This window comes from Synechococcus sp. OH2, assembly GCF_047462155.1.
Lineage (GTDB): Bacteria > Cyanobacteriota > Cyanobacteriia > Thermostichales > Thermostichaceae > Thermostichus.
On sequence record NZ_JANSIR010000105.1, the window covers coordinates 1,462 to 21,156 of the forward strand.

The 19,695-nt window shown below is 59.9% G+C and carries 18 protein-coding genes; 9 read left to right on the forward strand and 9 right to left on the reverse strand.

Translation table 11 applies throughout. From position 1 onward, the window contains the following. Positions 1–697: thiamine pyrophosphate-dependent enzyme (locus tag NW835_RS10440; RefSeq protein ID WP_414415251.1), on the forward strand; the 697-nt coding region annotated here is incomplete at its 5' end. 285 nt (positions 698–982) lie between these two features. On the opposite strand, the gene NW835_RS10445 is transcribed toward NW835_RS10440, so the two are convergent. The 7 genes from NW835_RS10445 to tatA all read right to left on the reverse strand — a co-directional run bounded on the left by NW835_RS10445 (position 983) and on the right by tatA (position 7,995). Then, the gene (locus NW835_RS10445) at positions 983–2,593 is read right to left on the reverse strand and encodes a glycoside hydrolase family 57 protein (protein WP_414363879.1); all 1,611 of its coding nucleotides are present in this window, start codon (positions 2,591–2,593) and stop codon (positions 983–985) included. A 180-nt stretch (positions 2,594–2,773) separates the two neighbouring features. Further along, positions 2,774–4,255, reverse strand: a complete 1,482-nt coding sequence (glgA, locus tag NW835_RS10450; protein ID WP_414385978.1) for a glycogen synthase GlgA — start codon at positions 4,253–4,255, stop codon at positions 2,774–2,776. A gap of 162 nt (positions 4,256–4,417) precedes the next feature. Further along, on the reverse strand, positions 4,418–4,855 hold the full coding sequence (locus NW835_RS10455; protein ID WP_414368347.1) for a DUF2996 domain-containing protein: 438 nt from the start codon (positions 4,853–4,855) through the stop codon (positions 4,418–4,420). Positions 4,856–4,931: 76 nt separating this feature from the next. Then, entirely contained in the window at positions 4,932–5,297 is a 366-nt protein-coding gene (locus tag NW835_RS10460) for an NAD(P)H-quinone oxidoreductase subunit M (protein WP_414363917.1), read from the reverse strand. A 198-nt stretch (positions 5,298–5,495) separates the two neighbouring features. Continuing rightward, a complete protein-coding gene (locus NW835_RS10465; RefSeq protein ID WP_414415252.1) occupies positions 5,496–6,347 on the reverse strand; it encodes a bestrophin family protein in 852 nt (283 codons plus the stop codon). A 262-nt stretch (positions 6,348–6,609) separates the two neighbouring features. Continuing rightward, positions 6,610–7,455 (reverse strand): anti-sigma factor domain-containing protein, encoded by an 846-nt coding sequence (locus tag NW835_RS10470; protein WP_414363883.1) that lies wholly within the window; start codon positions 7,453–7,455, stop codon positions 6,610–6,612. A gap of 261 nt (positions 7,456–7,716) precedes the next feature. After that, entirely contained in the window at positions 7,717–7,995 is a 279-nt protein-coding gene (gene tatA, locus NW835_RS10475) for a twin-arginine translocase TatA/TatE family subunit (RefSeq protein WP_414415253.1), read from the reverse strand. A 201-nt stretch (positions 7,996–8,196) separates the two neighbouring features. Here tatA and glgB point away from each other — a divergent pair, with 201 nt between their 5' ends. Further along, complete coding sequence (gene glgB / locus NW835_RS10480; protein ID WP_414415254.1) at positions 8,197–10,488, forward strand: 1,4-alpha-glucan branching protein GlgB; 2,292 nt, start codon at positions 8,197–8,199, stop codon at positions 10,486–10,488. A gap of 39 nt (positions 10,489–10,527) precedes the next feature. Continuing rightward, positions 10,528–11,919, forward strand: coding sequence for a TldD/PmbA family protein (locus tag NW835_RS10485; RefSeq protein ID WP_414363887.1), 1,392 nt, complete (start codon positions 10,528–10,530; stop codon positions 11,917–11,919). Between the two features lie 18 nt (positions 11,920–11,937). Here the strand turns inward: NW835_RS10485 and NW835_RS10490 are convergent, their stop codons facing one another. Together NW835_RS10490 and lpdA are read right to left on the reverse strand one after the other, a co-directional pair. Next, positions 11,938–13,245, reverse strand: coding sequence for a class I SAM-dependent methyltransferase (locus NW835_RS10490; protein ID WP_414415255.1), 1,308 nt, complete (start codon positions 13,243–13,245; stop codon positions 11,938–11,940). Positions 13,246–13,327: 82 nt separating this feature from the next. Continuing rightward, positions 13,328–14,710 carry a dihydrolipoyl dehydrogenase gene (lpdA, locus tag NW835_RS10495; protein WP_414415256.1) on the reverse strand — a complete coding sequence of 461 codons (1,383 nt, stop codon included), beginning with the start codon at positions 14,708–14,710 and terminating at the stop codon, positions 13,328–13,330. Positions 14,711–14,900: 190 nt separating this feature from the next. On the opposite strand from lpdA, the gene NW835_RS10500 reads away from it, so the two are divergent. The 6 genes from NW835_RS10500 to NW835_RS10525 all read left to right on the forward strand — a co-directional run bounded on the left by NW835_RS10500 (position 14,901) and on the right by NW835_RS10525 (position 19,661). Next, positions 14,901–15,677, forward strand: a complete 777-nt coding sequence (locus tag NW835_RS10500; protein ID WP_414415257.1) for an HAD family hydrolase — start codon at positions 14,901–14,903, stop codon at positions 15,675–15,677. Then, entirely contained in the window at positions 15,674–16,522 is an 849-nt protein-coding gene (locus tag NW835_RS10505; protein WP_414415258.1) for a M28 family peptidase, read from the forward strand. The genes NW835_RS10500 and NW835_RS10505 overlap by 4 nt, the downstream gene beginning before the upstream one ends. A gap of 237 nt (positions 16,523–16,759) precedes the next feature. Beyond that, positions 16,760–17,521: a ChaB family protein gene (locus tag NW835_RS10510; RefSeq protein WP_414363891.1), complete on the forward strand. Its 762-nt coding sequence runs from the start codon at positions 16,760–16,762 to the stop codon at positions 17,519–17,521. Between the two features lie 127 nt (positions 17,522–17,648). Next, positions 17,649–18,581 carry a DnaJ C-terminal domain-containing protein gene (locus NW835_RS10515; RefSeq protein WP_414378019.1) on the forward strand — a complete coding sequence of 311 codons (933 nt, stop codon included), beginning with the start codon at positions 17,649–17,651 and terminating at the stop codon, positions 18,579–18,581. Next, positions 18,578–18,859 (forward strand): chaperone modulator CbpM, encoded by a 282-nt coding sequence (locus NW835_RS10520; RefSeq protein ID WP_414363893.1) that lies wholly within the window; start codon positions 18,578–18,580, stop codon positions 18,857–18,859. Before NW835_RS10515 ends, NW835_RS10520 begins: the two co-directional genes overlap by 4 nt. Before the next feature lie 52 nt (positions 18,860–18,911). Beyond that, positions 18,912–19,661, forward strand: coding sequence for a photosystem reaction center subunit H (locus NW835_RS10525; protein ID WP_414363894.1), 750 nt, complete (start codon positions 18,912–18,914; stop codon positions 19,659–19,661). Positions 19,662–19,695: the final 34 nt, after the last annotated feature.

Here is a 19,695-nt window from a genome sequence, read left to right on the forward strand (position 1 = left end):
TGTGATCGCCCCGCAGCAGGTGATCGATGCGTTTCGTCGCCATGCTCCCCACGCCTACTACACCACCGATGTCGGTCAGCACCAAATGTGGGCGGCGCAGTTTCTGCGCAACGGGCCGCGCCAGTGGATCTCCAGCTCTGGCCTGGGCACCATGGGCTACGGCTTCCCGGCAGCCATGGGGGTCAAAGTGGCCTTGCCTCATGCCGAGGTGATCTGCATCAGCGGCGATGCCAGCTTTCAGATGAACATGCAGGAGCTGGGCACGGTGGCCCAGTACGGCATTGCCACCAAGGTGGCCATCATCAACAATGGCTGGCAGGGCATGGTGCGCCAGTGGCAGCAGGCCTTCCACGGCGAGCGCTATTCCCACTCCGATATGGCTGCGGGCATGCCGGATTTTGTCAAGCTGGCCGAAGCCTTTGGCGTCAAGGGCATGCGCGTCGATCACCCCGATCAAGTGGACGATGCCATCCAAGAGATGCTGCGCCACGAGGGGCCGGTGCTGGCCGATTTTGTGGTCAAGCGGGACGAGAACTGCTACCCAATGGTGCCCGCCGGCAAAGCCAATTACCAGATGATTGGGCTGCCAGAAAAGCGGCAACTGGAACAGGCTGCCGAGCTTATTTACTGCCCCAACTGCGGCGCCAAAAACCCTAGCTTGCACAAGTTCTGCGCCGAGTGCGGCACCAAGCTCTAGAAGCGGCAGGGCTGGCCATCAAGGCAGGGAAGTTGGGATCCCAAGTTCTCTGAGAAGATTTGCAATAAGGCCCGCCCTCGGCAGCGGAAAGCCCGCAGAGATACTGCAGCCGTTTCAAACCAGATTGAAGAAAACACTTCCTGGGCGCACCGCTGCCGCGACTGCCCCCAGACCATCGTCCAAGAAGATCTAAGAAGAGAGGCGAGTGCGGCCCAGGTAGTCCGAAATTCTTTTTCCCCACGCTGCGACTGGAGATTGCCAACAGGTTCTGGCCTTGCCCAATGGTTAGAGGGGCCGGTAGACTCGGTAGTTGATATTGGGGAAGATGTTGTCCATATACTCCACCTTGGCCAGCCACTGCTCGTCTTCGGGGGTGGCTTTTTCTCGCCGAAACTGACCGGCTTGGATCTTCTCGTAGAGGTGATTGAAGCGCAGCAGGTGGGACTTGGTGCGACGTACGGCATAGGGAACCATCGTCCCCGTGCGCATGATGAAGGCCCAGTCGGAAGATTGGGCCAATAGCACTTCCCGCGCCGCCTGGTTCAGGGCTCGCCACTCCAGGTCATCGGCGGGCTCACGGCGGCTCAGCTCGATCATCCGCTCGGTGGCCTTGTGCAAGTGGGGATAGATCCAGGCGTTGGTGGGGTTGAGCCAGTACTCGTGGAAGCCGCGCGCCCCCCAACTGGATTGGGCCGGTTTGCACACCTGTTGGGTGGGGTTCTCCCGCAAGTACTCCGCCAGGTGGGTCATGCGATAGGTGGTTTGGTCGAAGTAGCTCTTGCGAATGAGAAAATCCAAAAACCAGGGGCCCTCGTACCACCAATGGCCGAACAGCTCAGCATCGTAGGGAGCCACCACCAGCGGCGGGCGCCCCATGACGCTGTGCAGATATTCGATCTGTCGCTGGCGGTTGAACATGAAGTTGCCCGCATGTTCTGCCGCCTTCTCCCTGGCCCAGTAGGGATCGTAAAGTTGCTTTTGCCCCAGATCTAGGTTGCGCCCCGTGATGCGATGGTACTTGATGCCGGTGTTTTTCCGCTGGCCGTTGGGCATGATGTAGGGCTTGATGTATTCGTAGTCGGCCTCATACCCTAGGTCTTTGTAGAACTCGCGATAGACGGGATCCCCGGGGTAGCCCACCTCCGCCGACCACACCTGTTGGGAAGACTCGTGATCCCGACCGAAGACGGCAACACCGGTCTCGGTAAAGATGGGGGCGTACATGCCGTAACGGGGCCGTGGCTTGGCGTAGAGCAGGCCGTGGGCGTCGGTGATCATGTAGCGCAGGCCAGCATCGGCAATCATCCGCTCCAGCCCTTGGTAGTAGGCGCATTCCGGCAGCCAGATCCCCCGCGGCCATTGGCCAAAGTGCTCGTTGTAGTGCTCGCAGGCCACAATCAGCTGCGCCCAAACCGCCTGCGGGTACATCTGCATCAGGGGCAGGTAGCCGTGGGTAGCTGCGCAGGTGATGATCTCCAAGTTGCCGCTGTCCTGAAACTGTTTGAAGGCCCGCACCAGGTCTCGGTCGTAGCGCTCCCAGAGATCGCGGACCATGGCAAATTGCTTGATGTAGTGCTCGGCTAGGTAGCGAATGTGGCCGTTGGTGGCGTTCTTGTCGTACTCCAGTTGGGCCAGCTCTTCCAACTTGGTTAGATAGTGGTCGTAGCGCTCCTGCAGCAAGGGATCCCGCAGCATCGACACCAGCGGCGGCGTCAGAGACATGGTGAAGCGAAAGTCGATGCCATCTCGCCGCAGCCCCTCGAACATGTGCAGCAGCGGGACATAGGTCTCGGTGATGGCTTCGTAGAGCCACTCTTCTTCCAGCACAAAGTCCTGCTCGGGGTGGCGCACAAAGGGCAGGTGTGCGTGGAGTACCAAGGCAAGATAGCCTATCATGGCGGCTAGGGATCCTCAGGTGGGAGAAGATAAGGGAGCAAGCCTTCCTTCCCCAGCAATCAATCTGTAGGGAAGGTTAAGAGCAGCATTGCTACCTATCGTCCAGCATTTCTCCCTCGCGGTCAAGCGCTGGGATCGCTGGGGATCGCTGGTGGCCGCCGGGCGGCGGGGGGATGTTGGTCAGGACCAGCGGTGGCGAATTTGGTCGTAGATCTCTAGGTATTCTTTGCCGGGGTAGTTCCAGGAGTAGTCGTAGCTCATGCCTTGGGTTTGCAGTTGGCGAAACTGGTCGGGGGCGGTGTACCACAGGTCGATGGCCCGATCCAATGCCGACTCTAGGGCTGCGTGATCCGTGTGGTAGAACACGTAGCCATTGCGTTGCTCAGGCAATTTGCAACTGTCGTAGTCGCGGTCAAAAACGGTATCCACCAGGCCGCCCACGCCCCTCACCACCGGAACTGTGCCGTACTTGAGGCCGATCATCTGGGTGAGGCCGCAGGGCTCGTAGTGGCTGGGCACCACCAGGATGTCTGCCCCTGCATAGATGAGGTGGGAAAGTTCTTCGTTGAAACCCAGCTCGATGTGAACGTCGGGGTTGTCGTTGAGGTAGCGTTTCTCATGGGCAAACCAGGCGCCGATCCCCGGCTCGGTGGCGGATCCCAGGAGAACAAACTGGGCATTTTTGAACAGGGAGCGGTAGATGGCATGGTGCACCAGATGCACGCCTTTCTGTTCATCGAGGCGTCCGATATAGGCCACAATCGGCTTTTCGACATCTTGCAACAGCAGCCGTTCCCGCAGGGCTCTTTTGTTTTTGGCCTTGTTTTCCAAAGTTTGCGCTGTGTAGCGAAAAGGAATAAAGCGGTCGATCTCAGGGTTCCAAATATCGTAATCGATGCCGTTCAGGACGCCGCGAAACTTGTGCTGGTGTAAATAAAGCGTGTGACCCAGCCCATAGCCGTAATCGCCAAATCGCACTTCCAGGGCGTGGTTGGGAGAAACCGTGGTGACAAAGTTGGAAAAGACGATCCCGCCCTTCATAAAGTTGAGGGCAAAGGGGTTAAAGTTATCTCGCAGACGATCGTAGTGGAAGTAATAGGGCTCCCGATTGAGGCCAGTGGCCCAAAGAATTTCCGGGCCGCCAAAGCCCTGGTGCTTGAAGTTGTGGATGGTGTAGCATACCCGCTGGTTTTCCATGCCGTGGTACTTGTAGATCTCAAAGAGCAGTACCGGCACCAGTCCTGTCTGCCAGTCGTGACAGTGGATGATGTCGGGGCGCTTGTTGCTTTTGAGGAGAAACTCCAAAGCTGCCTTGCTGAAAAAAGCAAAGCGCATGTTGTCGTCTGGGCAACCATAGTAGCAGCCGCGATTGAAGAAGTTGTCGCCGGAGTGGGGCTCAATAAAAAAGCAAAGGCGGCCATGTACCCAGCCGCAGTACACCGAGCAGTGGATGGCTCCCCCATACCAGGGCACCCAGAGGTCGCGGTAGGCATCGTGCAAGCCCCAGATCTGGTCGTAGCGCATGGTGTCGTACTTGGGCAAAACCAGCTCGACACAGTGCCCCCGCACTTCTAGCTCCCGGCTAAGGCCGTACACCACATCCCCTAGCCCACCCGCCTTAATGACGGGGGCACATTCCGACGCAATCTGCACGATGTACATTTCGAGATCTCCCGTAGCACCGCCTTACTTTTCTTCACAAAAGATAATCTCTTTTGGCTTCGCTAGCCCATCCCCCGCCTCAGCGAAAAGGGATCCCTATTCGGGGATCCCTTCTGGCAGAACAGGCGCGATTTGGCTGGGCTATCTAGGAGCTTGGATCTCTCAATACCACTGCTGGGCGTAGAGGCGCTGCACCAGATAGAAAACAAACAGGTTCACGTCGACGCGGCGCTCGTCGATCATAAAAGACTCGAGGGTGCTGGCCGGGGATCCTTCAACAGCACAGCGGAAGAACTTGGGCCCGTTGAGGGATCCCTCAGCAAAGAGGACGCTAAACTGCTTCTTGCCGCCGGCAAATGAGCCGACCAGCGTCTTGCCCTCCAGCCGCAGTTGCAGATCGTTGACGCCGCGTTTCTCAAAAGCGGCGATGGTTGCTGGGATCACGTCTTCTGCAATCAGTTGCTCAAAAGGCTTCTCTTCCTTGGCCGGTTTTTTCGCGGCGGCTTTGGCGGAGCCAGTCGCCTCAGTAGCAGGATTAGCGACCTCGACAGGGGCCGACTTTTCGCCAGTAGTCTCTTGAGGGGTGGGTTCTCCAGACATGGATCGGTGCTCCGACAACAAGTAAGTGGGGCTACAGACTCAAATGGGCTAGATCTGTCCAGAATGGCAAAGAGGGCTAGCCTTTGGGGATGTACTGGCCGACGATCCCTTCGGCAGGGATCTGCGGGAAGCCCATGCTGTAGTTGGGAGTACGCCCCTGCAGGTTGTAGGCAATCTCCCCCTGCTTGAGGAGAGAGCGAATGAAGTGTTCCAGGTCAGACCCGATGCGCCGTAGGTTGTACTCGGTCAGATCCCGGCCCCTGTACTCTTCCACCAATTCCTCAAAGCGGGCATAGACCTTCTGCAGGGCGGCATCGTTCCAGACCAGCTCGTTATCCGGATCCACATCGAGGGTGAGCAGATCGTCGCGGGGCACAAAGTGGTTATCAGCAGTTACCTCGCCAGCAAAGATGTGAACGTGGCGGGTGGTACATTTCAGCATGGCAGTCGTTCTCGTCAATATCCTACCCTCCTCAAGGTATCATTCCCGGCGCCGAGGTGGGATCCCTTGTTGTCCAGATCCCAGAAAGTTGCCTAGGCCAATCTCCCCACCCAACAATTTTGGGGAGAAGCGGGATCCCTTTAGCTTAATCGGCGGGAAGCCCCGCACTGTAGACCGGACTGCCTTTCCCAGAGCAACCTAAGTTTGTTCATGAGATAACCCATGGTTGTTCTGGGCAGACTGGATCAAATCGGCGATATTCTGCTTCATCTTACTGCAAATCACATCAAGGGGCAGGTCGTTCGGATCCCGGCCGAAGGGGTTCTCAATTTCAATACCGATCTCCTCGACGCCAAACAGCATAAAGGCCAACAGCCCGACAATGGGGCCGGTCATCCAACCCAAGCCCTCCACCATCTGAAACGGCAAAGACAAACAATAAAGCAGCAATAACTGCTTCAGATGGAGGGCATAGGCAATGGGCATTGGGGTCATGAGAATGCGCTCGCAGGCACCCAAGGCATCTACCATGTTATTGAGCCGCTCCACCATGATCGTAAGCTGGTAGACCTCAACACGGCCCTTGTGGTATTGGCGTTGCAGGTAATCTCCGATCCAAAAAGCAATTTGCAACGGGGGATGGTTGAGGCTTTTGAGGCGTTGCAACTGCTCCGGGCTGAGGAGGGACTGAAGCTCATCCGGCAAAAATTCTTGGCGCAGATGTTGCTTCATGGCGATGGCAAAAGCAGGCAGCAGATAGAGGATTTTGATTTTTTCTTCCCGATCGCCGGGCTGCTTCTCTTCAACGACCACCCAAATCAGACGGGCTAAGTTGCGCACATTGTTCACCACGGCTCCCCAGGCTTTTCGCCCCTCCCAAAAGCGTTCGTAGGCAGTGTTTGTCCGAAATACCAGCATCAGCCCCAAAACAATGTTGGGCACAAACGCCACCAACGAGGAAAGCGCTATGGGCAACCCCAGTTTGTAGAGAACGGAAACCAGCACTCCCAGGAGACCACAGATGAGGGTGCGAGGCAGCACTGCCGGCACGACCGATCCGTGTAACTGCAAGGCTAAGCGAAACCAACGCAGCCCATTCCCCGATAGATATTGGCGAATCATGGTGTGGCGTCGGCAAGCTTGCCCCCTGATCCTACTACCGTTATGGCAACCGTTGTTGACGCGCCAAAGGGATCTCCCCCCTTTGCAAAAGACATCGCGATCACGAGTCCCTTGGCGGTTCTGAGCAGGCAAAAAGATCTCTCCGTTGACCCGACGGGGCAACTTCCAGGGTCTTAGGAGTCATTTCAAGCTAGTTTAAGAGGTGCTCTTTGCTCTCCTCAGGTTGAGAGGCAGGGATCCAGAAGTTGCTCTGCAGCAGAGGCGCGCTGGTGGGGGATTCGCTCCCGCCTGCCGGTTCGAGGGTGATCCAAAGGCGGGTCGGCTGCTGGGAACGGGTGGGCTGGCTGAGCCATTGCAGGGATCCCTCGGCGTTGACGGTGAAGGTGCCAGCGCTTTCCAGCCGTCGTCCCCCTCCTTGCAGATCCGACTCCAGCCACAATTGATAGGTGCTGCCTGGGGGGGCAGGAGCCATATCTGAGGCCAAGAGCAGCACCTGCTTGGCACGGGGCGACCAGAGAGCTTGTACCAACAGGGGGTTGCGGAAGCTAGGGTCGCGTAGAAGGGTTCGCCGTACCTGCGGTTGTCGTTGCCACTCCTGATAGAGCCGTTGCATGGCTACCGGCTCCCCCTGCCAGCGCAGCCGCCAGTAGGCCGCTGTTATGGCCACCGCGTAGATCCCCAACGCTGCTAAGCCGACCCAGAGGAGGCGCCGCGGCCACAAAGGAGGTGCGACCCGGATGGAGGCAGGGGCGGGCAACCAGCTCCAGCGCCGCAAGCGTTCTTGGGCTTGAAAGGCCGTCAACTCGTAAAGCCACAGGGCCACCGAGCGATCCCGCTGCAGGTCAAAGGCCTCTGCATGTTTCCAGCAGAACGCAAACACCTGGCGCACCACCTCTTCGGCTTGGTGAGGCTGCTTGAGAGTGGACAGCGCGATCTCCAGCAGGCGCTTTTGGTAGCGATCCTTAAGTAAAAAGTGGCTGCGGCGATCCCGCAGTTGGATCTGGCGCATCAGCTCGAAATCGGTCGGCTCGACCATAGCTCTCCATCGGCTGCGCCTGTCCAGCCCGGCTTTGGGTCAAGCGGTAGCACCAGGCTGGTAGCTTTTTCAGAAATATACACCAGCCCTGGATCCGGCCCACTGGCAAGCCGACTTCCATTTTGTTGCGGCTGGTGCGGATCCCGCAGGGGTTGGCCGGGATCCCGGCCATGCGACTTGTTTTCCCAGCCAGCAAAGGGCTCGTCTCCTACAAAACTTAAGGAGCCGACCCAAGCCGCCCTTTTTTTAGTTCTGAGGCTCTCAGGCGGCGTCCTTCTCGACCACCTTCTCCGCTTCTGCCTTCAGGGACTCCTTCGCGCTCACGCGCTCGGCGGCGGCAACAGGTTCGTCATCGCTGCTGGGGTTGTTCATCTCTTGTTTGAAGCTGCGCAATGCTTTGCCAAAGGCGCTGCCCAACTCCGGCAGCTTCTTGGGGCCGAACACGACCACCGCGATTACCCCAATCACGGCCAGCTCTGGCAGGCCCATGCCAAAGATGCTCATAGCCAGGATAGGTTCGCTCGACAGCAGGATAGCCATAAGTCCCCAAAACCCCAACAACAAAACAAGCCAACCAATCTCGCTGGCAAGGAGGAGAATTACCCCCTCCCAACTCTAGCAGGTTTTCCCAGGGGCAGAAAGGTTTGGCTGCTACCGCCATGGCTCCGGCAATCCCTGCGCTACCAAAAGTGGCAGCCGAGCACCGCTAGACTGAGATTGTTGCTTTATTGAAGCTTGCCGATGGGCTTTCTCCTGTCTGCCGAACAAGTGCTTCAGTTCGTCACCAACCAGTGGCAGGATCCCTATGCTGTTTTGGGGCCGCAGCAGATAGAGCAGGGGGAGGTGTCCTTCTGGCTGGTGCGCGCCCTAGTGCCCAATGCCAAACAGGTTTGGCTGGTGGAACGCGCCACTGGGCAGGCCCACCCCATGCAGCCGCTGCATCCAGAAACGTTGTTTGAGCTGCGCTTTGCGCCTGGCACGCCGGTTCCAGACTACTTTCTGCGGGCGCAGCGGGTCTGGGATCCAGAGGGCCAGCACTTGGAAGAGTGGGAGGATCCCTATCGCTTTCCCCTGGAGAAGGTCAACCACATCGGTGAGCTGGATCGCTACCTCTTCAACGAGGGCAACCACCACCGCATCTACGAGAAGTTGGGCGCCCATCCCATCAGCGTAGATGGGGTTCAGGGAGTCCACTTTGCCGTCTGGGCTCCCAACGCCCGCAATGTCAGCGTTATCGGCGACTTCAACCACTGGGATGGCCGCCAACACCAAATGAAGCGGCTGGGCGAAAGTGGCATCTGGGCGGTGTTCATCCCCGGCATTGGGCCAGGAGCCATCTACAAGTACGAGGTGAAAACTGCCTGGGGGGATATCTACGAAAAGTCAGATCCCTATGGCTTTCAGCAGGAGGTGCGACCCAAAACCGGCTCGATTGTAGCCGAGCTCCACACCTATACCTGGCACGACCAGGAGTGGCTGGAAAAGCGGGCTGCCACCGACCCCCTGCGCTCGCCCATCTCGGTGTACGAGGTGCATCTGGGATCCTGGATGCACGCCTCAACGGAAGACCCCCCCGCCGATGGGCACCTGGTGCCGGTTGATCAAAAGCCCAACACCCGCTTTCTCACCTACCGGGAGCTGGCAGACAAGTTGATCCCCTATGTCAAGGAGCTGGGCTTTACCCACATCGAGCTCTTGCCGGTAGCCGAACACCCCTTCGACGGCTCCTGGGGCTACCAGGTAATCGGCTACTACGCGGTAACCTCCCGCTACGGATCACCGCAAGACTTTATGTACTTTGTCGATCGCGCCCACCAGGCTGGCATTGGCGTGATTGTCGATTGGGTGCCGGGGCATTTTCCCAAAGATGGGCATGGGCTGGCCTTTTTCGATGGCACTCACCTCTACGAATACGCCGACCCTCGCAAAGGAGAACACAAAGGTTGGGGCACTTTAGTGTTCAATTATGGCCGCAACGAGGTGCGCAACTATCTGGTGGCCAACGCCCTTTTTTGGTTTGAGAAATACCACATCGACGGGATCCGAGTGGATGCGGTGGCCTCAATGCTTTATCTGGACTATGACCGCAAAGACTGGATCCCCAATTGCTACGGTGGGCGAGAACATTTGGAGGCGATTGACTTCTTCCGCCAGCTCAATACCCTCATTTTTAAGTACTACCCCGGCGCTCTTTCGATTGCCGAGGAGTCTACCGCCTGGCCGATGGTAACCTGGCCAACCCATGTGGGCGGGCTGGGCTTTAACCTCAAGTGGAACATGGGCTGGATGCACGACATGCTGGACTATTTCCGCATGGATCCCTGGTTCCGCCAGTTCCATCACAACCTAGTGACTTTCAGCCTCATGTATGCCTTTAGCGAAAATTACATGCTGGCTTTTTCCCACGATGAGGTGGTGCACGGCAAAAGCCACATGTTGGGCAAAATGCCAGGGGATGTGTGGCACAAGTTTGCCAGTTTGCGGGCCCTCTACGGCTACATGTTCACCCACCCCGGCAAGAAAACTTTGTTTATGAGCATGGAGTTTGGCCAGTGGAACGAGTGGAATGTTTGGGCAGATCTAGAGTGGGAGCTGCTGCAGTATGAGCCCCACGCTAAACTGCGCCACTACGTAGCCACCCTCAACCATCTCTTGCGCTCGCAGCCAGCTCTCTACACTCAAGACACCAAGCCAGAAGGGTTCCGCTGGATTGACTGCAGCGACCATCGGGGCATTATCTCCTTTATCCGCTATGGGGAGGATCCCAAGGAGTGGCTAGTGGTAGTCTGTAACTTTACACCGGTGGTTTGGCCGAATTACCGCATTGGCGTGCCGCAGCGAGGGTTTTACCAGGAACTGCTCAACAGCGACGCGGTGGAGTTCTGGGGCAGCGGCGTTGGCAACCTAGGGGGTAAGTGGACAGATGACTGGCCCTACCACAACCTGCCCTACTCGCTTGAGCTCTGTTTGCCTCCTCTTTCGACCTTGGTGCTGAAGTGGCAGCCGCCCCAGCCGGCTGAGAGCTCGACCTAAAAAGGGTATGCTGGAAGTACCGTCCTTCCCCTTAGGGCCATGCGAGATCTCCTGCGCGACATCCTTCGGGATTACTCCGGCTTGGTGGAACTGCGCTACCACAGCAAAGTCTTTCGCAGCGTTACGGCGGAAAAGGGCCGCATTGAGCGGACGGCGGTTCGGCGGCGCTCAGGGGTGGGGGTGCGGGTGCTGGAGGCCGGCACCTGGGGCTTTGCTGCCACCGGGGATCTCTCCCCAGCCGCCATTCGCAAGGCCATTGCCGAAGCCCAGCAGGCGGCCCGTGCCAGCGCCGACTGCCGCAAGCAGAAGCTGAAGGCTTTGCCCAGCGTAGCCCTGGCCCAGGGAGAGTTCTGCGAGCCCGGCGTGGAGGAGGTGGTCAACAAGCCCCTAGAGGCCAAGATCCAGTTGGTTTTGGAAACGGAAGCCCAAGCCCGCAAGTCCTCTGCTCGCATTACCTCGGCCAGTTGCACCTACAACGAGATCTACGAGGAAAAAGCCATTGTTACTACAGATGGGGCGGATGTGGCCTTTCGTCTGGTGCGCCCTGAACTGCGGATCCAGGCGGTGGCCGAGGCGGATGGCCAACTGAGCAGCGGCGCCGAGTCCATTGGTGTTACCGGGGGGTGGGATTGCCTTTTTCGGACGGATCCCTTGCAGATGTCGGAGAAGGCGGCTGCCACCGCGGTCGATCTCCTCTCTGCAGGCTACGCCGAGGGAGGATGGGCCACAGTCATCTTGTCCCCTTCCATCGTGGGGCTGCTGGTGCACGAGGCCATTGGCCACACGGTCGAGGCGGATTTTGTCTTGGCGGGCTCGGTAGCAGCCGGCAAGCTGGGGCAGCAGGTAGCCAGCGAACTGGTTACCCTCAAGGACTCCGGCCGTTCGGAATTCATGCCAGGGGCAGGGGGAACGCTGCCGGTGGACGATGAGGGCGTTCCCACCCAAACCACCACCATCATCCAGAACGGCATCTTGGTGAGCTACCTGCACAACCGCGAAACGGCTGCCTACTTTGGCGTCGAGCCCACCGGCAACGCCCGCGCCTGGGAGTATGCCGACGAGCCGCTTATCCGCATGCGCAACACCTACCTTGAGCCGGGATCCCAGACCTTGGAGGAGATCCTTGCCAGCACACCTGACGGCTACTTCCTGGATGGGGCCAGGAATGGGCAAGCCGACTCCACGGGTGAGTTCATGTTTGGCGTGGAGCGGGCCTACCGCATTCGCAACGGCAAGCTAGCAGAGCTGCTGCGAGGGGTTACCATTACCGGCAATGCCTTTGAGGTGTTGCAGTCGGTGGATGCTGTGTCGCGGGATTTCCTGTGGGACTTGGGATCCGGCCACTGCGGCAAGGGTCAGCCGGCCAAGGTGGATGCTGGAGGGCCCTATATCCGCTGCCGCGCCATTGTGGGTGGCCGGCAGAGCGCTTAGCCTCCACCCCCTGCCCTTCTAGAGAGCAACTCTTAGAACCAGGCGGTCGGCTTCCCACTCGCGAAAGAGGCGGAGAACATGCTCGGCTCTCTCGGCGTGCTGCTCCAAAATCTCAGCGCCGGAGCGGGCCTGCCTGGCTAAGGGGAGCAGCAGCTCCACGACCTGGTAGCGGCTGGAGGCGATCATCTTGCCAGGGATCCGAGCAATGGGCCAGAAGATGTCCAACTTTTGGGTCACAATCTGGGCGGGATCCACCTTGCCCAGCAGATCCGAAAAGGGGATTTTGCGATCCCAGTAGCGCACCTGGCCGTGCTGGAGAAAGAGGGGGTTGAGCTGCCAACGGGAGCTGCGGAAAAACTCGGCTGTGAAGGGATCCCACTGGGCCAACTTCTTGCCCTGGTGGCAGCACCAAAAGAGATTTTGCGTGTGGTAGAGGGGCTCCAAGTACTCGATAACCCGCAGTTGGTCAATGCGGGAAAGGGCTTCGTAGCGGCGGTGGAACTCTGGGTGGGTGGCGGCAATTAAGGGCTTGGCGTTCCAGTAGTCCAAGTAGGGGGCGACATCGATAAACTCCAGGCCGGCCTGGGCCAAAAGGTCAGGGATCTCGCCAATGTCAAAAGGAATGTCGTTGGCATGGAAGAAGTTATCGACGATGTTCTCATCTGGTAAGTAGTATTCCTCGTGGGCCTTGGCATGCCGGGCCAGCATGGAACTGGGATGGGCTGCCTTTAACAATTGCCGCACAAATTCAATCTTTTCCGGGGTGGCCGGCGGAGTAATCCCCAGCAGCTCCAGAGCGCGGCGAATGCGGTAGACATGCCAACGGCCGGAACGGTTGTAGAGCATCAGCGCCATTACCCCCTCGGGAGCTAGGCGCGAGGCCAAGTTTCTCAAAGCCTTGACCGGATCGGCGGTGTGGTGGATCACCCCATAGGAGCTGATCATCTCGAAGCTCCCCTCCGGCCAAGTGGAGGGATCCATGAGATCCCCGTAGTGCACCGAGCAGTTGCGCAGGCCGTGGTACTTGATCCGTTTCTGGGCAATCTCTAGGGCCGGGCGGCTGAGATCGATCCCGACCACGGCGCCATAGCCGGGGTTGCTGGCGGCAATGCCGTGTACCTCCCAGCCGGTGCCGCAGCCAGCCACCAAAAATCTGGCCCCGGTCGGCTCTTGCAAAGTGCGGGTGCGGGCATATTGGGCGAGGATGTAGCTGCCTAGGCTGGAAAAGCCCTCAAAGGGCCGGTCGTAGGGGACGGGCGGGTAGGGAAACGCCTCGTACTGAGCCTGCACCGCCCGGGTAATCTCCGCTTCGCTGGCCAAAGCCACGTTCTCCCACCTCTTCCCCCCTATCCTATTAGACCAGCTTTGGCCGTCAAGTCGGCCCGTGTCGGTCGCCAGCAGGCCACGGCTAGGCTGCGGTTAAACTGTGGGCAGCTCGCCGGTAGGCTTCCTCCAGCGTCTCTGCCAGGGTGGGGTGAACGTGCACCAGGCGGGCCAGCTCTTGCACCGTGGCGCGGCGGGCGATGGCCTGGGCCGCCTCGTGGATGAGATCCGCAGCATGGGGCCCAAAGATGTGGGATCCCAGCAGGAGACCCGTCTCCTTGTCAAAGACCAGCTTGACCATGCCCTCCGTCTCGCCAGAGGCAATGGCCTTGGAGTTGCCGCCAAAGTAGGTGCGCACTGTGCCCACGCTGTAGCCCTCGGCTTTGGCCTGGGGCTCGGTTAGCCCCACAAAGCCCATCTCCGGGTGGGTAAACACCGCTGCTGGGATGCTCAGGTAATCCATGTAAGCAGGGCGGCCACAGATGTTTTCCACGGCCACCCGCCCCTGGGCTGCCGCCGCGTGGGCCAGCATCAGCTTGCCCGTCACATCGCCAATGGCCCAGAGGTGGGGCAATTCCGTGGCCATACGGCTATCTACGGGTACAAAGCCGCGCTTGTCTAACTCCACTCCCAGCTCCGCCAGGCCCAGCCCCTCTGAGACCGGGATCCGCCCAGCGGCCACCAGGCAGGCATCCACCTGCAGCGTTTCGCCGTTAGAGAGGTGGATCGTCACCGGCTGGCCAGGGATCACCTGCTTGGCCAGCACGCCCACATAGGTCTGGATCTGGCGGGGTTTGATCAGCACCCGCTGGGCCAGGCGGGCAATGTCGGGGTCAAAGGCCGGCATCAGGGTCTCCAGGGCCTCGATGAAAATGACCTGGGATCCCAGCGCCGTGTAGACGTCGGCAAACTCCTGGCCAATGTAGCCGCTGCCGATGATGGCCAGCCGCTCCGGGATCCACTCCAACCGCACCGCCTCGTTACTGGTAAACACCGTGCGGCCATCTACTTGGATCCCCGGCGGCACAAAGGGTTGGGAACCCGTGGCCAAGATAATGTCCCGCGCCGTGTAGGTTCGAGATCCCTTCTCTTCCTGAACTTCAACCATTTGGGATCCCGCCAGCCTGCCCCGTCCCCGCAGGAGTGTTACCCCCAGTTTCTCCAGGGAGCGGGTCATGTCGGCGCGGATCTTCTCCACCACCTGGGTGGCGTGATTGGCAATGGCCTCCCGGTTAGCCTGGACGGATCCCACTTGGATGCCCAGCTCGGAGCTGTGTTGCAGTTCCCGCAGGCGGGCGGAGGCAGCCAGCAGAGCCTTGGAGGGGATGCAGCCGCGGTTGATACAGGTGCCACCCATTTCGGCGCACTCGACGATGGCGGTTTTGAGGCCGGATTCGACGGCATGCAGCGCCGCGCCGTGGCCGCCGACGCCGGCACCAATGATGATTAAGTCAAAATCGAAGCTCATGGCAAAAGTGGGTAACCGGTGCTCTATTGTCTCATCTTGTCGCTTTTCCTAGACCCGCCGCGCAACCTTCCTCGCAACCCCAGCCAAGGAATGCGGTAGCATGGGGTCGCCCCCTGGGGCTGTTTCCGGGATGGGCTGATCCAGGCGGCAACTCCTATCGGTATCCGGGTCTGGACGTGACCCTGGTGGCATGGAACTGCGAGCGTTTATTTTTGATGTCGATGGCACCCTGGCGGACACGGAGCGGGATGGCCATCGGGTAGCCTTTAACGCCGCCTTTGCCGAAGCAGGCTTGGACTGGCACTGGTCGGTGGAGCTCTACGGCCAACTCCTGGCTATTACGGGCGGCAAAGAGCGCATTCGCCACTTCGTCGAGACCTGTCAGCCGCCGCTGCCTGCCGGGGAAGACCTGACGGCCCTAATAGCCCGGCTGCACCAGGCCAAAACCCGCCACTACACAGCTCTACTGGCCCAAGGAGGGATCCCCTTGCGCCCTGGGGTCAAGCGCCTCTTGCAGGAAGCCAAGGCCGCCGGGATCCGCCTAGCCATCGCCACCACCACCACGCCCGAAAACGTGACGGCCCTTCTGGAGCACACCCTGCCGGAGAGCCTGAGCTGGTTTGAGGTGATTGCTGCCGGCGATATTGTCCCCGCCAAAAAGCCTGCCCCCGACATCTACTTCTACACCTTGGAACAGATGCGGCTGCGCCCCCAGGAGTGCCTGGCCTTTGAGGACTCCGAAAACGGGCTGCGCTCGGCCCAGCAGGCGGGCATCCCTGCCGTGGTGACGGTTAACGATTACACTCGGGAGCAAGACTTTTCCGGAGCAGCCTTGGTGCTAGATCACCTGGGGGAGCCGGAGTTGCCGTTTCAGGTGCTGGCGGGAAGGGCAGGATCCCACCGCTACTTCACCCTGGAGCTGGCCCGCCAGGTTCATGCCCAAGCCCTTGCCGAGCAAGAAAAGTGATCCAAGATCCCCATCTGCAACAGCGCCTCCGGGATCACCTGCAGCAAGTGGCCCAGCCGCGGGATCCCGACTGGTCGCCTTTGGGCCACCGTCAGGTGGAGCGCTACATCCAAGAGGAGCTTTCCCGCTATGGCCCTGTGGAATCTTTCTCCTTCGAGGCTCGGGGCTGCCAGCACCGCAACTGGATCTTGAAATTGCCGGGATCCCATCCCCGCCGATCGCCCATTCTGGTCGGGGCTCATTTTGACGCTGCCCCGGCCACCCCTGGAGCCGACGACAACGCCAGCGGTGTAGCGGTGCTGCTGGAATTGGCCCGCCATTTTGCCACCCATCCCGCCCTTTCCTCCCTGTGGCTAGTGGCCTTCGACCTAGAAGAGCGGGGCCTGCTGGGGAGCAAAGCCTACGCCCGCTTTCTTAGACAACAGCGCCAACCCCTGCGGCTAATGCTCTCTCTGGAGATGCTGGGCTACCGGGATCCCACCCCCGGATCCCAGCGCTACCCCGCCGGCCTGGAGCGGTTCTACCCTGACCGGGGGGATTACATTGGCCTCATTGGCAACTGGCCCGCCCTGGGGGATCTGCTGAGGCTGCAGCACAGTTTTCAGCAGGCGGGGATCCCGTGTTGCTGGTTGCCAGCCGGCCAGCGGGGTTTGATCCTGCCGCTTACCCGCCTCAGCGACCACTCCCCCTTTTGGGATGCAGGCTACCCCGCGGTTATGGTGACCGACACCGCCTTCTTGCGCAACCCCCACTACCACAAGCTCAGCGACACCCTTGAGACCCTAGATCTGGACTTTTTGAGTGGGGTCTGCCAGGGCTTGAGGCAAGGTCTTGGATCCCTCTAGCCGCGACCTCGATTCCCAACTCCCCTCTCCCTGAGGGAGAGGGGCTGGGGGTGAGGGCCAGCGGCGCGGGGCGCTTGGGCAGGCCTCCTCAGTACGGAGATCGCTCCAGGAGTTTCGCGATCCCTCGACTCCCGCTGGGGCAAGCGAGGGAGATAATGGGCAGCATAGGCAAAGAGGGGAAAAGCTTGCCAAAAGCTGCCCTCAGCCTTCTCGGCCAAAACTTTCCCAGGAGACTTTATGAGCGCCTTCGCCCAAGCCCCCAAAAAGTGCGTTTCTGCCGTTTTTAAAGAAGAAGCCAAAGTCCAAGAGTGCATCCAGCGCCTCCTCAACCGCGGCATCCCCAATGATCGCATCTCCATCATTGGCCGCAATTTTCAAACGGAAGCCAAAATCAGCGGCTTTATCACCCGCAAGGATGTGGTTCTCGACGGGTTGACCAGCGGCGCTATTTATGGATCCCTGTTTGGATCCCTGTTGGGGCTACTTACAGGCGTAGGGGTGCTGTTTATTCCCTTTTTGGGAGCGGTGGTGGCCGCTGGACCTTTGGGAGCGGCGCTGCTGGGGGCAACCGGTGGCGCTCTCTACGGGGCGCTGGGAGCGGGGCTGGGATCCGCCCTCATTGCCCTGGGCATGCCGCAGGAGAAAGCTGCCATCTACCAAACCCGGGTGCAAGCAGGTGAGTTCCTCTTGGTGGTGCAGGTGCCGGAGGAAAAAGCCGGCGAAATCTACTTGCTGTTGCAAAGTGCCGGCGGCGAAGAGGTGGCCACTGCCGACTTGAACTTGCCTAGTGAGCCAGAAGGCAACCTGACGCCGGAGACCATCTCCCCAGAAATCCGCGCCGATCTCTCAGAAGAAGCCCAGCAAACCTTTGTGGAAGCCTATAACCAGGCCAAGGCAGAGGGCAACCCTGTCACCCAGGCCCTGCTCAAGGCTTGGGAAAAGGTTAAACAAGTTTTCACAAGGGACGACAAGGGAATCTTTTCCAGGCGCAAGCCCTAGCCCAGATAGCTTCTCAACAGCAGGGGCAGAGCCAACTGCCCCGCCGTGGCTCCGTCTCTTCAATACCCACCTTACATTCTGAGAAGTATCCTGAAAAGCCTTAACCTGATTTCGTAGGGGTGAGCTTATGGCTGCGAGCGATTTCAAGGACTACTACCAGATCCTGGGCGTCAGCCGAGATGCTTCTTTAGAGGAGATCAAGCGCGCCTATCGCAAGCTGGCTCGCCAGTATCACCCCGACGTTAACCCCGGCAACAAGGCAGCCGAGGAGCGCTTCAAGGAGATCAACGAAGCCTACGAGGTGCTCTCGGATCCAGACAAGCGGCGGCGCTACGACCAGTTTGGCCAGTACTGGCAACGGGTGGGCAGCGGTGCCGCAGCAGGGCCGGGCATGGAGGGATTTGCCCAGTACGCCACCTTCGAGGACTTTATCAACGAGCTGCTGGGCCGCATGGGATCCCGCCGCGGCGGCTTCCAGGGTTTCACCACCGGGTTTGGGCCGTTTGTCTCGGTGGATCTGCCAGGGCAAGACGTAGAAGCCACGCTAGGCCTCACCTGGGCAGAAGCCTTCCACGGCACCCAAAAGCGGCTGAGCGTGGATGGCGAAACCCTCACCATCCGCATTCCTCCCGGCGCCAAACCGGGCAGTCGCATCCGCGTCAAGGGCAAAGGCCAATATAGCCCCTTTGGCGGGCCGAGGGGGGATCTCTACCTCACCCTGGAGCTGCCTCCCCACCCCTTCTTCCGCTTTGACGGCGACAACCTGCTCTGCGAGCTGCCCATCACGCCCGATGAGGCAGTTTTGGGCGGCACGGCGGAAGTGCCCACCCCCACCGGTCGGGTGCAACTGAAGATCCCTGCCGGCGTCGATAGCGGCCAAACCCTGCGGCTGCGCGGCCAAGGCTGGCGGGATCCCCAAGGGCAGCGAGGTGACCTGCTGGTGCGGCTAAAGGTTGTCACGCCCAAATCCCTCTCCCCCACTGAGCGGGATCTCTACGAGAAACTGCGGCAAAATCGGAGCTGGGATCCCCGCGCCTACTTGCAGGAGGTGAGGCTATGAGCTTGGCCATTGTGCGGGTGGAAGAACGCCTCTATACCTTTGAGCAGGCCAGCGAAGTAGCTGGGATCCCGCCCCACCTCTTGGAGTGGCTGCTGGCTCAGGGTTTGGTGGAAGCCGAAAGCAGCTACCTCACCCCCCAGCAACTGCGGCGCCTGGTGCAGATGATCCGTCTGCATCGCGACTTGGGCCTCAACTGGGTTGGGGCAGCGATGGTCTTGGACATGGCCCAGGAGATTGCCCGCCTTAGGGCGCAGCTACACTACTACCGCGGAGGCTAAGCAGCCCAAGCCTCCATCCCCCTTGAATCCCGCAAGTCAGGAGAATTTCTCTATGGAACAAGTCGTCCGACGCAGCCAAGTGGTGGGCCTGCTGGCCCTGGATGGCAGCACCGCCACGGCCCTGGGCACCGTCGAAGAAATCTGGGTCGATCCCCAGGGACGGGTCTGCTACTTCACCAGCCAGCAGGGCTACACTCCCCTGGAGCAGATCTCACTCATCGGGCCGGACGCGCTGCTGACCTACTCCGCCGTCTTTGCCACCCCGGCAACGCCCCTCAGCTCCCTCTACCGGCGCACAGTGCGCATTGGGGATCAGCCGGTGGGTTGGATTGAGGATTTTCTCTTCGACTGGGAGACCGGATCCATTGCTGCTTACATCCTGGGGGGCAGCATTGCTGAGCCCTGGGGAGGGCGCGCCGTCCTCTTACCTGAGGATGTAGAGGCGATCGACGTGGACGCGGTGGTGGTCAAGGAAGATGCTCCCCAGCGCCTCAAATCGGAGACTGAGGGCCTAAAGAACTTTTGGAGCGAAAAATCCCGCCAAGTCAAGCAGCTCATCCAGCGCATGGGGGATCGCCTCAAAGCCCTGGTCGGCCCCCAGGATCCGCCGGAGGTGGTGCGTGTCAAGGTCAAGCAGGTGCGAGACGAGCTGGCCAAAGGGGGCAAGTTTGACCTTTCCCTGCTGGATGAGGCGGCAGAGTTTTTGCAGCAAAAATGGACAACCTGGCAACAGCGCCTCAGCCGCGCCGCCCAGCGCATGCAAGCTGCCCTTCAGGCCGCCTGGGAGAAGCTAACCGAGTGATGCTCCAACTCCCCTCTCCCTTTGGGAGAGGGGA

Coding starts and splice junctions, on each gene's coding strand:
- NW835_RS10455 (WP_414368347.1), bottom strand. CDS start 4,855: ATGTCTGGAGAACCCACCCCTCAAGAGACTACTGGCGAAAAGTCGGCC.
- glgB (WP_414415254.1), top strand. CDS start 8,197: ATGGGCTTTCTCCTGTCTGCCGAACAAGTGCTTCAGTTCGTCACCAAC.
- NW835_RS10525 (WP_414363894.1), top strand. CDS start 18,912: ATGGAACAAGTCGTCCGACGCAGCCAAGTGGTGGGCCTGCTGGCCCTG.
- tatA (WP_414415253.1), bottom strand. CDS start 7,995: ATGGCTATCCTGCTGTCGAGCGAACCTATCCTGGCTATGAGCATCTTT.
- NW835_RS10520 (WP_414363893.1), top strand. CDS start 18,578: ATGAGCTTGGCCATTGTGCGGGTGGAAGAACGCCTCTATACCTTTGAG.
- glgA (WP_414385978.1), bottom strand. CDS start 4,255: ATGTACATCGTGCAGATTGCGTCGGAATGTGCCCCCGTCATTAAGGCG.
- NW835_RS10515 (WP_414378019.1), top strand. CDS start 17,649: ATGGCTGCGAGCGATTTCAAGGACTACTACCAGATCCTGGGCGTCAGC.
- NW835_RS10485 (WP_414363887.1), top strand. CDS start 10,528: ATGCGAGATCTCCTGCGCGACATCCTTCGGGATTACTCCGGCTTGGTG.
- NW835_RS10460 (WP_414363917.1), bottom strand. CDS start 5,297: ATGCTGAAATGTACCACCCGCCACGTTCACATCTTTGCTGGCGAGGTA.
- lpdA (WP_414415256.1), bottom strand. CDS start 14,710: ATGAGCTTCGATTTTGACTTAATCATCATTGGTGCCGGCGTCGGCGGC.
- NW835_RS10510 (WP_414363891.1), top strand. CDS start 16,760: ATGAGCGCCTTCGCCCAAGCCCCCAAAAAGTGCGTTTCTGCCGTTTTT.
- NW835_RS10470 (WP_414363883.1), bottom strand. CDS start 7,455: ATGGTCGAGCCGACCGATTTCGAGCTGATGCGCCAGATCCAACTGCGG.
- NW835_RS10445 (WP_414363879.1), bottom strand. CDS start 2,593: ATGATAGGCTATCTTGCCTTGGTACTCCACGCACACCTGCCCTTTGTG.
- NW835_RS10500 (WP_414415257.1), top strand. CDS start 14,901: ATGGAACTGCGAGCGTTTATTTTTGATGTCGATGGCACCCTGGCGGAC.